Raw genomic sequence first — 15,137 nt, forward strand, 5'->3', positions numbered from 1 at the left:
GATGGATTCCCAACGCAATATTCTGTTAATTGCCCTACTGTTTGTCTCCTTCCTACTGTACCAACAGTGGAATATGGACAACAGCCCACAGCCGCAAGGCCAGGGTACAGAGCAACAAGTTAACAATAGTGGTGATGTCCCTTCACATTCAGGTGATGGTCAACCAATTCCTGATCAAGAAACAACATCTAAAGACTTAATCACTATCAATACCGATGTACTGGCTCTTTCTGTCGATACGCTAGGTGGTGATGTTATTGAAGCTAAATTATTAGCTTACAATAACGAATTAGATTCAGCTGACCCATTCATTCTTCTTAAGGACGAACCTGGTCTTAGCTACATCGCGCAATCAGGTCTCATCGGTGCTAATGGTATTGATTCGGCTAACGGTCGTGCACAATTAGCTGTAACAGCAAAAGATTTTACGCTGGCTGATGGTCAAGACGAACTACGTGTACCAATGACATACGTAAAAGATGGCATTACATACACCAAAACATTCGTACTTAAACGCAACAGCTATGCCGTTGATGTTGAATACACCATTGATAACCAATCTGCTTCTGCAGCAAGTGTACAAATGTATGCGCAACTTCGTCAGAACCTGATGGACGATGGTGGTAGCCTTACGATGCCAACGTACCGTGGTGGCGCATATTCAACTGATACAACTAACTATAAGAAGTACAGCTTCGATGACATGCAGGATAAAAGCCTGAACATGACAACGACGAACGGCTGGGCAGCAATGCTGCAACACTACTTCGTATCAGCTTGGATTCCACGTTCAGAAGAAGCATCAAACCTATTTACTCGTGCTAGCAATGGCCTGGGTTACATCGGCGTGCGTCTTCCAACCACAACAATTGCAGCTGGCACAGAGCAAACCCTTACAGCAACACTTTGGGTTGGCCCTAAGCTACAAAAAGAAATGGAAGCAACTGCAGCGAACCTAAACCTAACGGTTGATTACGGTTGGTTATGGTTTATCGCAAGCCCGTTACATAAACTACTGTCGTTCATTCAGAGCATCGTAGGTAACTGGGGTATCGCGATCATGATGCTTACTTTCATCGTTCGTGGTGCGATGTACCCGCTGACTAAAGCGCAGTACACCTCAATGGCTAAAATGCGCATGCTTCAGCCTAAGCTGACTGCAATGCGTGAGCGTCTAGGCGATGACCGCCAGCGCATGAGCCAAGAAATGATGGAACTGTACAAAAAAGAGAAAGTGAACCCACTGGGTGGCTGTCTTCCAATTGTATTGCAGATGCCAATTTTCATTGCATTGTACTGGTCACTGATGGAATCAGTTGAACTGCGTCACTCACCGTTCTTCGGTTGGATTCACGACTTGTCAGCACAAGACCCGTACTACATCCTGCCATTGCTAATGGGTGTGTCGATGTTCATGATTCAGAAAATGAGCCCGACAACTGTAACGGATCCTATGCAGCAGAAGATCATGACATTTATGCCTGTTATGTTCACATTCTTCTTCCTATTTTTCCCATCCGGTCTCGTTCTATACTGGTTAGTATCGAACGTAGTTACCTTGCTTCAGCAAACGTTAATTTATCGTTCTCTGGAAAAGAAAGGTCTACACACTAAATAGCATGACCAGCTAAGTTATCGAAAGGCGGCCTAAGGGTCGCCTTTTTTATTGGGCCATTGGTCATAATCCCCCCTTTCCATCTATATTCAAAGCTATTGCCATTATGCGGTGAGTCAGCAATTACTGGGCTTTCCTACCGACTCTGTTTACAATTGCTGCGAATTTTTTAAGCTAAGCCAAAGATATGAACGAACATACTGATACCATAGTTGCTCAAGCTACACCTCCTGGTCGAGGTGGTGTAGGCATCATTCGCGTTTCAGGTCCCAAGGCTAAAGAGGTTGCTCTTGCTGTTGCTGGTCGTGAATTAAAAACCCGTTACGCCGAATATCTCCCTTTTAAAAATGAAGATGGCAGCGCTCTGGATCAGGGCATCGCACTCTTTTTTAAAGGTCCTAACTCCTTCACAGGTGAAGATGTTCTTGAATTACAAGGACACGGAGGCCCTGTACTGATGGATATGATGATTCGTCGTATCCTAAAACTTGATGGCATTCGGCCTGCACGCCCAGGTGAGTTCTCTGAACGCGCCTTCATGAACGATAAGCTTGATTTAACCCAAGCAGAGGCTATTGCAGACTTAATTGATGCCAGTTCAGAAGAAGCGGCTAAAAGTGCCTTCAAATCTCTTCAAGGGGCATTTTCAACCAAAGTGAATGAATTGGTGGAAGCCGTTATTCACCTACGTATTTATGTTGAAGCTGCGATCGACTTTCCAGAAGAAGAAATCGACTTCTTATCAGATGGAAAAGTGAGTAATGACTTACACGGCATCATTGATAACCTCGAAGCTGTACGCCGTGAAGCTAACCAAGGTTCAATTATTCGCGAAGGGATGAAAGTGGTTATTGCTGGTCGCCCTAATGCAGGTAAGTCGAGCTTACTAAATGCGTTATCAGGTAAAGATTCCGCGATTGTTACCGCTATTGCCGGCACAACACGTGATGTGCTACGTGAACACATCCACATCGATGGTATGCCATTGCACATCATCGATACCGCTGGTTTACGGGAAGCATCTGATGAAGTAGAACGCATTGGTATTGAACGAGCTTGGGAAGAAATTCAACAAGCTGATCGCGTATTGTTCATGGTTGATGGCACCACAACCAACGACACCGACCCGAAAGATATCTGGCCAGATTTTATTGAACGCCTACCAGAAAACATGGGCTTAACCGTTATTCGCAATAAAGTGGAATTAACGGGTGAAGATGCAGGGATTTGCCATGTCAACAACCCTACTCTTGTTCGTCTATCTGCCCGTACAGGTGAAGGCGTTGATAGCCTACGTGAACATTTAAAAGAATGTATGGGCTTCTCAGGTACAACGGAAGGGGGCTTTATGGCACGTCGTCGTCACCTCGAAGCACTGGAACAAGCCGCTCAACACTTAGAAATAGGTAAAGAACAGCTAGAAGGTTTTATGGCTGGCGAAATACTGGCAGAAGAACTTCGTCTTGCTCAGCAACATTTAAGTGAGATCACCGGTGAGTTCACCTCTGATGATCTTCTAGGAAGGATCTTTACTTCTTTCTGTATTGGTAAGTAATTCGATCATGCTCTGATCATATCCATAGGGTATTTATTGCCCTGTGGATGCTTTTCTCCATACGTTTATTCTCTCAATTCCCTACATTTAGTCTCTTTTATCTCCCTCACTAAACAGTACAATCAAGGTCATTATCTCCAATACTGAGGACAGTATGAGCAATATAACCTTAATCACAGGCAGCACCTTAGGTGGCGCTGAGTACGTCGCTGACCATTTATCAGAACTATTAGAGCAAGATGGTCATAGTACTGAAGTCGTTAATCACGCTAATTTGAGTGAACTCAACACCGATTCAATCTGGTTACTCGTCTGTTCAACACATGGCGCGGGTGATTTCCCAGACAATATTCAGCCCTTTATTAATCAACTTACAGCGCAAAAGCCAGACTTATCAGCCCTGAAATATGGCGTAATAGGCTTGGGGGATAGTAGCTACGATACGTTCTGTGCAGCGGGAATTAACATCGATAATTTACTTAATTCTCTCCATGCAATGAAGCTTGGTGAGCGATTAGACATCGATATCTCACAACACTCTGTTCCTGAAGATGCCGCTGAAAGTTGGTTCGTTGAGTGGAAAAAACACCTTTGTAGTAAAAATTAGCTTCAAAACTACCCAATATTTAGGCTAATTTTAAACTATTTTCTGTGGATAACTATAGATCTAAACGGTGATCAACCCATAGTTATCCATTGAATAACTTTATCCACATTCTACCCCTGTGTATAAGTGGCCATTTTGATCCCAGCTAATCCTTATGATGATCAAAGCTACTCCACAACAAATGATCTACAGTAACATCATGATCAGTAGGATCATTTATCGGTTATCCACACGATCGGGCGATCCTAATAATAGATCTAATAGAAGATCTCTAAATAAGATCTTATATATAATAAGCAAACCACTTTTTGCTGATCAAATGATCTTCACTAAAGATTCTTTCTTCATCAGAAAAAGGATAGAATAATCTCCCTTTTGCTCGTAGTAACTCACTGGCTCTTTGATTACCTGAGGTCGTTTCATGTTTTACCAGGAAAATTTTGATGTCATCGTTGTTGGTGGGGGTCATGCCGGCACTGAAGCCGCATTGGCCGCAGCCAGAATGGGACAAAAAACCTTACTTTTGACACATAACATCGACACGTTAGGTCAAATGTCTTGTAACCCAGCAATTGGCGGGATCGGGAAAGGACACCTGGTTAAAGAAGTGGATGCCCTTGGCGGTTTGATGGCTAAAGCCACCGACAAAGGTGGGATCCAATTTAGAACGTTAAATTCGTCAAAAGGTCCAGCAGTTCGTGCCACACGTGCACAAGCAGACCGTGCACTTTACAAAGCCGCTGTACGTGAAGCACTTGAAAATCAACCAAATTTAATGCTTTTCCAACAAGCTGTTGATGATTTGATCGTTGAGAATGATCGTGTTATCGGTGTCGTTACTGAAATGGGATTAAAATTTCGGGCTACGTCGGTTGTATTAACCGTGGGTACATTCCTTGGTGGTAAGATCCACATTGGATTAGAAAATTACAGCGGCGGTCGTGCAGGTGATCCACCTTCGATCGCACTGGCATCACGTCTGCGTGAGTTACCTTTTCGTGTTGATCGTTTAAAAACAGGCACGCCACCACGCATTGATGCTCGAACGGTCGACTTTAGCCGTCTTCAAGCGCAACATGGTGATAATCCAATCCCGACGTTTTCGTTTATGGGCAAAACGTCGGATCATCCACGTCAGATCCCATGTTATATCACCTACACAAACGAAAAAACGCACGATGTTATTCGCAATAATCTAGATCGTAGCCCAATGTATTCTGGGGTGATTGAAGGTATTGGCCCGCGTTACTGCCCGTCAATTGAAGATAAAGTCATGCGTTTTGCTGACAAAAATAGTCATCAAATCTTCATTGAACCAGAAGGGTTAACGACTCACGAATTATATCCAAACGGTATTTCAACCAGTTTACCGTTTGATGTTCAGATACAAATTGTGCGTTCAATGGATGGTTTTGAAAATGCTGCCATCATGCGTCCTGGTTATGCGATTGAATATGATTTCTTTGATCCTCGTGATTTAAAGCAAACATTTGAAACTAAGTTTATCGACGGTTTATTCTTTGCTGGTCAAATAAATGGTACAACTGGCTACGAAGAAGCGGCTGCACAAGGTTTACTTGCAGGTATGAATGCTGCCCTTCAGTCGCAAGGCAAAGAAGGTTGGTGTCCTCGTCGTGATCAGGCCTACATGGGTGTATTGATTGATGACTTGTCTACCATGGGTACCAAAGAACCGTACCGTATGTTTACATCTCGCGCGGAATACCGTTTGTTGCTGCGTGAAGACAATGCTGATTTACGTTTAACTGAAATCGGTCGTGAATTTGGTTTAGTGGATGATGATCGTTGGGCTCGATTTAACCAAAAAGTTGAGAATATCGAACAAGAACGTCAGCGTTTAAAAGATATTTGGATCAACCCAAACTCAGATCATGTCGATGAAATCAATAAGATCCTTAAGACACCGATCGCACGAGAAGCCAATGGCGAAGATCTTTTACGTCGCCCTGAGATAACGTATAAATTATTAACGCAACTTGAAGACTTTTCACCTGCTCATATTGATACACAAGCCAGTGAGCAAGTTGAAACTCAGGTGAAATATCAGGGTTACATTGATCGCCAGAAAGACGAAGTTGAAAAGTCACTGCGTCATGAAACTACAAAATTACCCTTCGATTTGGAATACAGCATCGTCAAAGGCTTATCAAATGAAGTCATTACAAAATTAAACGATGCAAAACCAGAAACAATTGGCATGGCTTCTCGTATTTCAGGTATTACCCCTGCGGCAATCTCTTTGCTACTGGTCTACTTGAAAAAGCACGGTATGCTGAAAAAAGGCGAATAGGAATTATCAATGAAACAACGTTTAGTGCAGTTAATCGCACAAACTGAATTGCAAGTCACAGAACAACAAGTTCAACAGCTTGTAGGTTATGTAGAACTGCTGCATAAATGGAATAAAGCGTACAATCTAACATCAGTACGCGATCCTAATGAGATGTTAGTGAAACATATCATGGATAGTATTGTGGTAAGTGCTCACCTTCAGGGGGAGAACTTCATTGATGTTGGTACGGGACCTGGTTTACCGGGTATTCCGTTAGCGATTATGTGTCCAGAGAAAAACTTTACGCTGCTTGATAGCCTAGGTAAGCGTATTCGTTTTATCAAACAAGTGGTGCATGAGCTGAAAATTGCCAATGTAACCCCAGTGCAAAGCCGTGTTGAAGAGTTTCAACCAGAACAAGGTTTTGATGGGGTGATCAGCCGCGCATTTGCATCAATGAATGATATGGTATCTTGGTGTCACCATTTACCAGCGGAAAATGGACATTTTCTGGCTTTAAAAGGTCAATTTAGTGAACAGGAAGTGGCAGAGTTACCTGAGTGGTGTTCTGTGACTGAAGTCAAATCTTTGCAAATCCCTGAGTTAGAAGGGGAGCGTCATTTAGTAATCTTGACTGCAAAAGAATAAAGGATGAGGTTTTTTCGTGGGAAAAGTCATTGCTATAGCAAATCAGAAAGGAGGCGTGGGTAAAACCACGACTTGCGTTAATTTAGCCGCGTCATTAGCGGCAACGCAACGAAAAGTCTTAGTTATAGATTTAGATCCGCAAGGTAACGCAACGATGGCGAGTGGCGTTGATAAATACCAAGTGGATGCAACAGCATATGAACTTTTAGTCGAAGAAACGCCATTCAATGATGTAGTCATTACAGACACCACTGGGGGCTATCATTTGATAGCTGCCAATGGTGATGTAACCGCTGCTGAAATTAAGTTGATGGAAGTATTTGCACGTGAAGTCCGTTTGCGTAATGCTTTAGAGGTAGTTCGTGATAACTATGATTTCATATTTATTGATTGCCCTCCTGCCCTTAATCTCCTTACAATCAACGCTATGACTGCTGCTGATTCTGTTTTAGTGCCTATGCAATGTGAATATTTTGCGCTGGAAGGTTTAACAGCACTAATGGATACCATCAGTAAATTGACTGCCGTTGTGAATGCAGATCTTAAAATTGAAGGTTTGTTGAGGACAATGTTTGATCCTCGAAATAGACTATCAAACGAAGTATCCCAGCAGCTTAAAAAGCATTTTGGTGATAAAGTGTATCGTACTGTTATTCCTCGTAATGTACGTCTTGCTGAAGCACCAAGCCATGGTCGCCCTGCAATGTATTACGATAAATATTCAAGTGGTGCAAAAGCCTATTTAGCCCTCGCTGGTGAAATGATTCGCCGTGATGAATTGGCTCATAGCGCAGATGCTATCAACGCATAAGGGTTGATCATGAACATGAGTAAACGGGGTCTAGGAAAAGGCCTTGATGCATTGTTAGCAACAAGTTCTGTTGCGCAAGCAAAGCAGCAAAGTGCGGAAAAAGCACAATCATTATCAGCAGATGGTACGTTAAGAGAACTGCCTATTCATCTGCTTCAGCCTGGTCAATACCAACCGCGTAAAGATATGTCGGATGAAGCACTTGCAGAGTTAAGTGATTCTATTCGTGCGCAAGGTATTATCCAGCCTATTGTTGTGCGTAGATTAGCATCTCAACAGTATGAAATTATCGCAGGTGAGCGACGTTGGCGAGCAGCTCGTCAAGCTGGGCTTCAGAATATCCCTTGTATTATTAAGGATGTTAACGACCGCGCAGTGATTGCGATAGCATTGATTGAGAATATTCAACGTGAAGATCTTAATTCGATTGAAGAAGCGCAAGCCTTCGAACGTTTACAGAGTGAGTTTTCTCTGACCCATCAACAAATCGCGGAAGCGGTGGGTAAGTCTCGTGCTGCGGTGTCTAACTTGCTACGTTTGAATCAGTTAGAAGCCCCCGTAAAGCGTATGCTTGAACGGCGTCAGCTTGATATGGGACATGCACGTGCCCTTCTTAGTTTGGACGCTGATATGCAATTAGAAGCTGCAGAAACCGTCGTGACTAAAATGCTGAATGTACGTGACACTGAAAAGTTAGTAAAAAAACTGCTTAACCCTGTTAGTGAACGTGTTAGCCCTGTTGAGAATTTAGAGGTTAAAGCACTAGAAAATAGTTTAAGCGAACGATTGGGTACCCAGGTAGCAATTAACCATCAAAAGAATGGTAAAGGAAAAATTGTTATCAGTTTTGATGAAGCGCACAAGTTTAAGCAACTTATTGCAATTTTTGGTCAGGAATTGTGATCGAGAACGTGTCTATTTTGTTGCAAGTTTTACAACGGTGTGATCAAGTTATTGTGTTGTAAAATCTTACTCTTTTTTTTGCTGCTATTAGATTGCATTCAATCTAATGAGCCGTATAATTTTCGCAGTTTTCCCAGCACGACGATTGTGTAGTGGAATGGACTCGAGGAACGAATACATGGTATCGGCGCTAGTTAGACCAGGACGCCAATTGGCGAAGCGGTTACTGTTACTGCAAGCTGGCGTCGTTTTAACAACGGCATTAATGGCAGTATTTGCTGTCAGTGTTGACTGGGGAATCTCGGCATTAATCGGTGGTGGCATCTTTGTGATTGCCAATACTGTTTTTGCCACGTGTGCATTTCTGTTTAGTGGGGCTAGTAAGGCTCGATTAGTGATGGCATCATTTTTTGGTGGTGAAGCGCTTAAAATTCTCATTACAGTTATCTTATTTGCCATTGTTTACCTGTATATCGAGGTGGAACTTGTTCCCCTCAAACTGACCTATTTGCTGGTACTTGGTATTAATATCTTTGGACCAGTTTTATTCATGAACAACAACAAATAGGATGAGTTATGTCTGCGCCAGGTGAAGCGCTAACATCGTCAAGTTACATTACTCACCACCTGACAAATTTGACAGTGGGTGATGGTGGCTTCTGGACGGTACATATAGATAGCTTATTTTTCTCTGTATTGACTGGTCTTGCCTTTATATTGGTATTCCATTCCGTAGCGAAAAAGGCGACATCAGGAGTTCCTAGTAAGCTACAGTGTTTTGTGGAAATGTTGGTTGAATTCGTTGATAACAGCGTTAAAGAAACCTTTCATGGTCGCAACCCATTGATAGCTCCGTTGGGATTAACGATTTTCTGTTGGATTATGTTAATGAACATTATGGATTTAATTCCAATTGATTTCATTCCGTATGCCGCAGAACATGCTTTAGGTATTCCTTATCTAAAGGTCGTACCAACTGCTGATGTTAATATCACCATGGCAATGGCACTGGGTGTATTTGCTTTAATGCTTTATTACAGTGTTAAAGTGAAAGGTCTTGGTGGTTTTGCTAAAGAACTGGCTTTACATCCGTTCAATCACCCAATTATGATTCCGTTTAACTTGCTGCTTGAAGTGGTATCGCTACTTGCGAAGCCTATTTCGTTAGGTATGCGTTTATTCGGTAACATGTTTGCAGGTGAGGTGGTATTTATCCTTATCGCGGCACTTATGCCGTGGTGGGCACAATGGTTAGGTTCAGTACCGTGGGCTATTTTCCACATTCTGATTATTACGATTCAATCTTTCGTGTTTATGATGTTGACTATCGTGTATCTTTCACAAGCACATGAAGACAATCATTAGCAATTATTTTTGCAACACTTTTAATTTTTTACTGGCATTTTAGCCGACAACTATAAACTGGAGATAGTGATGGAAACTTTACTAAGCTTTTCTGCAATTGCCGTGGGCATCATTGTAGGCCTTGCTTCCCTTGGTACAGCGATCGGTTTCGCTCTTCTTGGTGGTAAATTCCTTGAATCGGCTGCACGTCAACCTGAAATGGCGCCAATGCTACAAGTTAAGATGTTCATCATTGCTGGTCTGCTTGATGCGGTTCCAATGATCGGTATCGTAATCGCTCTACTATTCACATTTGCAAACCCATTTGTTGCCCAGCTAGCTGGTTAATCAATAGCTGTTTTAACCTTGTGGTTTATGACAGTGGTAAATGGATCCATAGCAACCCTTTTTAAGGAGATGCGTTGTGAATATGAATGCAACTTTGCTGGGTCAGGCTATCGCTTTTTTCTTCTTTGTTACGTTCTGCATGAAATATGTATGGCCACCATTGATGGAAGCGATTGAAGAACGTCAGGCAAAAATTGCCGACGGTTTGGTTGCAGCAGATCGCGCAGCCAAAGACCTGAATCTAGCGCAAGCCAATGCTTCTGAACAATTGAAAGAAGCAAAACACGCTGCAAGCGAGCTTATTGAGCAAGCGAACAAGCGTAGAGCGCAAATTGTTGATGAAGCGAAAGCTGAAGCACAGGCTGAGCGTGAGAAAATTCTTGCGCAGGGTTTGGCAGAAATCGAGTCAGAGCGCAATCGTGCTCGTGATGAGTTAAGAAAACAAGTTGCAACTCTAGCTGTGATTGGCGCTGAGAAGATTCTTGAACGTTCTATTGATAAAGACGTTCATGCAGAACTTCTCAACAAAGTCACTGCGGAACTGTAATTAAAGGGGCAAGCACATGTCGGATATGACTACCATCGCACGCCCCTACGCTAAAGCAGCATTTGATTTTGCGGTTGAGAATGGTGAGCTAGCCCAATGGGCTGAAATGCTAACTTTTGCAAGTGAAGTAGTAAAAAACGAAGCAATGCAAGACATCTTGCGTAGTGGTTTTTCTGCTGACAAGCTAACTGAAATTATTGTTTCAGTATGCGATGAGCAACTCAACGAGTTCGGTCAAAACTTATTAAAAGTGATGGCTGAAAATGGACGCCTAACAATGGTTCCTGCTGTGAGTGACGAGTTCTTGTTCTTAAAAAATGAACATGAAAAAACTATTGAAGCCGACGTGATTTCTGCGGTGGTTTTAGAGGATAGTCAACTTGTTGCGATCAGTCAGAAGCTAGAACAGCGTCTTGAACGTAAAGTTAAGCTGAATTGCAGTGTAGACGAGACCCTGATCGCTGGGGTTGTAATTAGAGCTGGAGACTTAGTCATCGATAACTCAGTACGCGGTAAATTAAACCGTCTGAGCGATACTTTGCAGTCTTGATTTAGGGAATTGGAGCATGCAACTTAATTCCACGGAAATTAGCGCACTGATCAAGCAACGTATTGAAAAATTCAATGTTGTTAGTGAAGCGCGTAACGAAGGTACTATCGTTTCGGTAAGTGACGGTATCATTCGTATCCATGGCCTTGCTGATGTAATGCAAGGTGAAATGATTGAATTACCTGGTGGTCGTTTTGCACTGGCACTTAACCTTGAGCGTGACTCGGTTGGTGCTGTTGTAATGGGTCCATATGCTAACCTTCAGGAAGGCATGAAAGTAACAGGTACTGGTCGTATTCTTGAAGTACCAGTTGGTCCGGCACTACTTGGCCGTGTGGTGAACACGCTAGGTGAGCCGATCGATGGCAAGGGTCCAATTGAAACAGAGACATTTTCTCCTGTTGAAGTAATCGCCCCGGGTGTAATCGAGCGTAAGTCAGTTGATCAGCCGGTTCAGACGGGCTACAAAGCTGTCGATTCGATGATCCCTATCGGTCGTGGTCAGCGTGAGTTGATCATCGGTGACCGTCAGACGGGTAAAACGGCAATGGCTATCGATGCCATTATCAACCAGAAACAATCTGGTATTTATTCTGTTTACGTTGCTATTGGTCAGAAAGCTTCAACTATCGCGAACGTTGTGCGTAAGCTAGAAGAGCACGGCGCATTGGATAACACCATTGTGGTTGTAGCATCAGCATCTGAAGCTGCGGCACTGCAATACCTTGCGCCATACTCAGGTTGTGCAATGGGTGAATACTTCCGTGATCGCGGTGAAGATGCACTGATTGTATACGATGATTTGTCAAAGCAAGCTGTTGCTTACCGTCAAATTTCACTATTGCTTAAGCGTCCGCCGGGTCGTGAAGCATTCCCTGGTGACGTTTTCTATTTACACTCGCGTCTTCTAGAGCGTGCATCTCGTGTAAGCGAGAATTATGTAGAAAAGTTCACTAATGGTGAAGTTAAAGGTAAGACTGGTTCCCTAACGGCGCTTCCGATTATCGAAACGCAAGCGGGGGATGTATCAGCATTCGTACCGACTAACGTTATTTCCATCACTGATGGTCAGATCTTCCTGCAAACAGAATTGTTCAACGCTGGTATTCGCCCTGCGGTTGATCCGGGTATTTCTGTTTCGCGTGTAGGTGGTTCTGCTCAAACTAAGATCATTAAGAAACTGTCAGGTGGTATTCGTACTGCACTTGCACAGTATCGTGAACTAGCGGCTTTCGCCCAGTTCTCGTCTGACCTTGATGAAGCAACGAAGAAACAGCTTGATCACGGTCAGAAAGTGACTGAGTTGATGAAGCAGAAGCAGTATGCGCCGATGTCTGTATTTGAGCAGGCGGTTGTTATCTTCTCTGCTGAAAGAGGCTATTTGGTTGATGTTGAGCTTGCTAAGCTTGCTGATTTCGAAGCTGCGTTGCTTTCATATGCCAAAGGTCAATCTGCTGAGCTAGTGTCTCAGATTGATGAAACGGGTGCCTGGAACAGTGAAATTGAAGCTCAGTTTGTAAAACTGGTTGAAGATTTCAAAGCTACCCAAACTTGGTAATTGGTTGGTGATCGCTTGCGATCACCTACTAACGGAGAGTAACGATGGCCAGCGCAAAAGAGATTCGTAATAAGATCGGCAGTGTACAAAATACACAAAAGATCACAAAAGCGATGGAAATGGTTGCCGCATCGAAAATGCGTAAAACGCAAGATGCGATGGAATCATCTCGTCCATACGCAGAAACTATGCGCAAAGTGATCGGTCATATCGCCCTTGGTAACCTTGAGTATAAGCATCCTTATCTTGAGGTACGTGAAGCTAAGCGTGTAGGTTATATTATTGTTTCTTCTGACCGTGGTTTGTGTGGTGGTTTGAACATTAACTTGTTCAAATCAGTGATGACAGACATTAAAGGTTGGGCAGATCAAGGTGCTGACGTTGAGATGGCACTTGTTGGTGCTAAAGCGACAGCATTCTTTAATAGCTACGGCGGTAACGTGGTTGCTCAGGTTTCTGGTTTGGGTGATAGCCCAACCGTTAACGAGTTAATCGGCACCGTTGGGGTGATGTTGAAGAAGTATAATGAAGGCCTATTGGATCGCTTGTATCTGGTATACAACCAGTTTGTTAATACCATGATTCAGGAACCAGTGATTGATCAATTGCTACCTTTGCCTAAATCAAAAGACGAAGAAATGCAGCGTAATCATTCTTGGGACTATATTTATGAGCCCGAGCCTAAACCCCTGTTAGATACATTGTTGGTTCGCTACGTCGAATCACAAGTGTATCAAGGGGTAGTTGAGAACCTTGCTTGTGAGCAAGCGGCTCGAATGGTTGCGATGAAATCTGCAACAGATAACGCCGGAGATATTATTAACGATCTACAGCTTGTGTATAACAAAGCCCGTCAGGCGGCGATTACCCAAGAACTGTCAGAAATCGTTTCTGGTGCGTCTGCTGTTTAAGGCAAAGAATTAATAAGTTTAGAGGATTAACGATGGCTACAGGTAAGATCGTACAGATCATCGGTGCAGTAGTCGACGTAGAGTTTCCGCAGGACTCTGTGCCAAAAGTATACGATGCCCTAAAGGTTGATGCGAAAGAGAAAGGTACGTTAGTACTGGAAGTTCAGCAGCAATTAGGTGGTGGTGTTGTTCGTTGTATCGCTATGGGTACTTCTGATGGCTTACGTCGTGGTTTGTCTGTTGAAAATACAGACCGCCCAATTGAAGTACCAGTGGGTATTGCAACGCTAGGACGTATCATGAACGTTCTAGGTGAGCCGATTGATGAATGTGGTGAGATCGGTGAAGAACAGCGTTATGCTATTCACCGCGAAGCGCCAAGCTATGAAGAACAGTCTAACGAGACTTCCCTACTTGAAACTGGGGTAAAGGTTATCGACCTGATTTGTCCATTCGCTAAGGGTGGTAAAATTGGTTTGTTCGGTGGTGCGGGTGTCGGTAAGACTGTCAATATGATGGAACTTATCAATAACATTGCACTTCAACACTCTGGTTTGTCTGTATTTGCAGGTGTGGGTGAACGTACTCGTGAGGGTAACGACTTCTACTTCGAAATGCAGGAAGCGGGTGTTGTTAACCTTGAAAATCCATCGGAATCAAAAGTTGCGATGGTTTATGGTCAGATGAACGAGCCTCCTGGTAACCGTTTACGAGTTGCTTTGACGGGTCTAACCATGGCAGAGCGTTTCCGTGACGAAGGTCGTGACGTACTACTATTCATCGATAACATCTATCGTTATACCCTTGCGGGTACTGAGGTGTCGGCTCTACTTGGTCGTATGCCATCAGCGGTAGGTTACCAGCCAACATTGGCTGAAGAGATGGGCGTACTTCAGGAACGTATCACGTCAACGAAGAGTGGCTCTATCACGTCGGTTCAAGCGGTATACGTACCAGCGGATGACTTGACGGATCCATCACCAGCAACAACGTTTGCACACTTAGATGCAACGGTTGTACTTTCGCGTCAAATTGCTTCTTTGGGTCTATACCCAGCGATCGATCCATTGGATTCTACATCTCGTATGCTAGACCCGTTGGTTGTTGGTCAAGAGCACTATGACATTGCACGTGGTGTTCAAAGCCTTCTACAGCGTTATAAAGAGCTGAAAGACATCATTGCAATTCTAGGTATGGACGAGCTGTCAGAAAATGATAAGCAAGCTGTATCTCGTGCGCGTAAGATTGAGCGTTTCCTAACTCAGCCTTACCACGTTGCTGAAGTCTTTACTGGTGACCCTGGTATCTACGTAGCGCTTAAAGATACGTTACGTAGCTTCAAAGGTCTTCTTGCTGGCGAATACGACGACATCCCAGAACAGGCATTTATGTACTGTGGCGCGATCGAAGACGTATTGGAAAAAGCTAAGAAGCTTTAAGCTCACTA

15 protein-coding genes are annotated in these 15,137 nt (G+C 43.5%); all 15 read left to right on the plus strand.

From position 1 onward, the window contains the following. The first annotated feature begins 1 nt into the window (after position 1). On the plus strand, positions 2-1,618 hold the full coding sequence (gene yidC, locus C9J12_RS15955; protein WP_107243620.1) for a membrane protein insertase YidC: 1,617 nt from the start codon (positions 2-4) through the stop codon (positions 1,616-1,618). 184 nt (positions 1,619-1,802) lie between these two features. Then, the gene (gene mnmE, locus C9J12_RS15960; RefSeq protein ID WP_107243621.1) at positions 1,803-3,170 is read left to right on the plus strand and encodes a tRNA uridine-5-carboxymethylaminomethyl(34) synthesis GTPase MnmE; all 1,368 of its coding nucleotides are present in this window, start codon (positions 1,803-1,805) and stop codon (positions 3,168-3,170) included. Between the two features lie 154 nt (positions 3,171-3,324). After that, a complete protein-coding gene (mioC, locus tag C9J12_RS15965) occupies positions 3,325-3,777 on the plus strand; it encodes an FMN-binding protein MioC (RefSeq protein ID WP_107243622.1) in 453 nt (150 codons plus the stop codon). 421 nt (positions 3,778-4,198) lie between these two features. After that, positions 4,199-6,088 carry a tRNA uridine-5-carboxymethylaminomethyl(34) synthesis enzyme MnmG gene (gene mnmG, locus C9J12_RS15970; protein WP_107243623.1) on the plus strand — a complete coding sequence of 630 codons (1,890 nt, stop codon included), beginning with the start codon at positions 4,199-4,201 and terminating at the stop codon, positions 6,086-6,088. 9 nt (positions 6,089-6,097) lie between these two features. Further along, complete coding sequence (gene rsmG, locus C9J12_RS15975) at positions 6,098-6,718, plus strand: 16S rRNA (guanine(527)-N(7))-methyltransferase RsmG (protein WP_107243624.1); 621 nt, start codon at positions 6,098-6,100, stop codon at positions 6,716-6,718. Positions 6,719-6,734: 16 nt separating this feature from the next. Then, positions 6,735-7,529, plus strand: a complete 795-nt coding sequence (locus C9J12_RS15980; protein WP_011220105.1) for a ParA family protein — start codon at positions 6,735-6,737, stop codon at positions 7,527-7,529. A gap of 9 nt (positions 7,530-7,538) precedes the next feature. Next, positions 7,539-8,432 (plus strand): ParB/RepB/Spo0J family partition protein, encoded by an 894-nt coding sequence (locus tag C9J12_RS15985; RefSeq protein WP_193944679.1) that lies wholly within the window; start codon positions 7,539-7,541, stop codon positions 8,430-8,432. Between the two features lie 178 nt (positions 8,433-8,610). Further along, positions 8,611-9,000: a F0F1 ATP synthase subunit I gene (locus C9J12_RS15990; protein ID WP_107243625.1), complete on the plus strand. Its 390-nt coding sequence runs from the start codon at positions 8,611-8,613 to the stop codon at positions 8,998-9,000. 8 nt (positions 9,001-9,008) lie between these two features. Beyond that, on the plus strand, positions 9,009-9,797 hold the full coding sequence (atpB, locus tag C9J12_RS15995; RefSeq protein ID WP_107243626.1) for a F0F1 ATP synthase subunit A: 789 nt from the start codon (positions 9,009-9,011) through the stop codon (positions 9,795-9,797). 69 nt (positions 9,798-9,866) lie between these two features. Next, entirely contained in the window at positions 9,867-10,124 is a 258-nt protein-coding gene (gene atpE, locus C9J12_RS16000) for a F0F1 ATP synthase subunit C (protein WP_041394602.1), read from the plus strand. A gap of 76 nt (positions 10,125-10,200) precedes the next feature. Continuing rightward, positions 10,201-10,671, plus strand: a complete 471-nt coding sequence (gene atpF, locus C9J12_RS16005; RefSeq protein WP_011220100.1) for a F0F1 ATP synthase subunit B — start codon at positions 10,201-10,203, stop codon at positions 10,669-10,671. Between the two features lie 16 nt (positions 10,672-10,687). Then, the gene (gene atpH, locus C9J12_RS16010; RefSeq protein ID WP_011220099.1) at positions 10,688-11,221 is read left to right on the plus strand and encodes a F0F1 ATP synthase subunit delta; all 534 of its coding nucleotides are present in this window, start codon (positions 10,688-10,690) and stop codon (positions 11,219-11,221) included. 16 nt (positions 11,222-11,237) lie between these two features. Then, a complete protein-coding gene (gene atpA / locus C9J12_RS16015; protein ID WP_107243627.1) occupies positions 11,238-12,779 on the plus strand; it encodes a F0F1 ATP synthase subunit alpha in 1,542 nt (513 codons plus the stop codon). A 44-nt stretch (positions 12,780-12,823) separates the two neighbouring features. Continuing rightward, the gene (gene atpG / locus C9J12_RS16020) at positions 12,824-13,690 is read left to right on the plus strand and encodes a F0F1 ATP synthase subunit gamma (RefSeq protein ID WP_107243628.1); all 867 of its coding nucleotides are present in this window, start codon (positions 12,824-12,826) and stop codon (positions 13,688-13,690) included. Between the two features lie 32 nt (positions 13,691-13,722). Continuing rightward, positions 13,723-15,129 carry a F0F1 ATP synthase subunit beta gene (gene atpD, locus C9J12_RS16025; protein ID WP_011220096.1) on the plus strand — a complete coding sequence of 469 codons (1,407 nt, stop codon included), beginning with the start codon at positions 13,723-13,725 and terminating at the stop codon, positions 15,127-15,129. Positions 15,130-15,137 lie beyond the last annotated feature (8 nt).

The sequence above is a fragment of the Photobacterium frigidiphilum genome, assembly GCF_003025615.1.
Lineage (GTDB): Bacteria > Pseudomonadota > Gammaproteobacteria > Enterobacterales > Vibrionaceae > Photobacterium > Photobacterium frigidiphilum.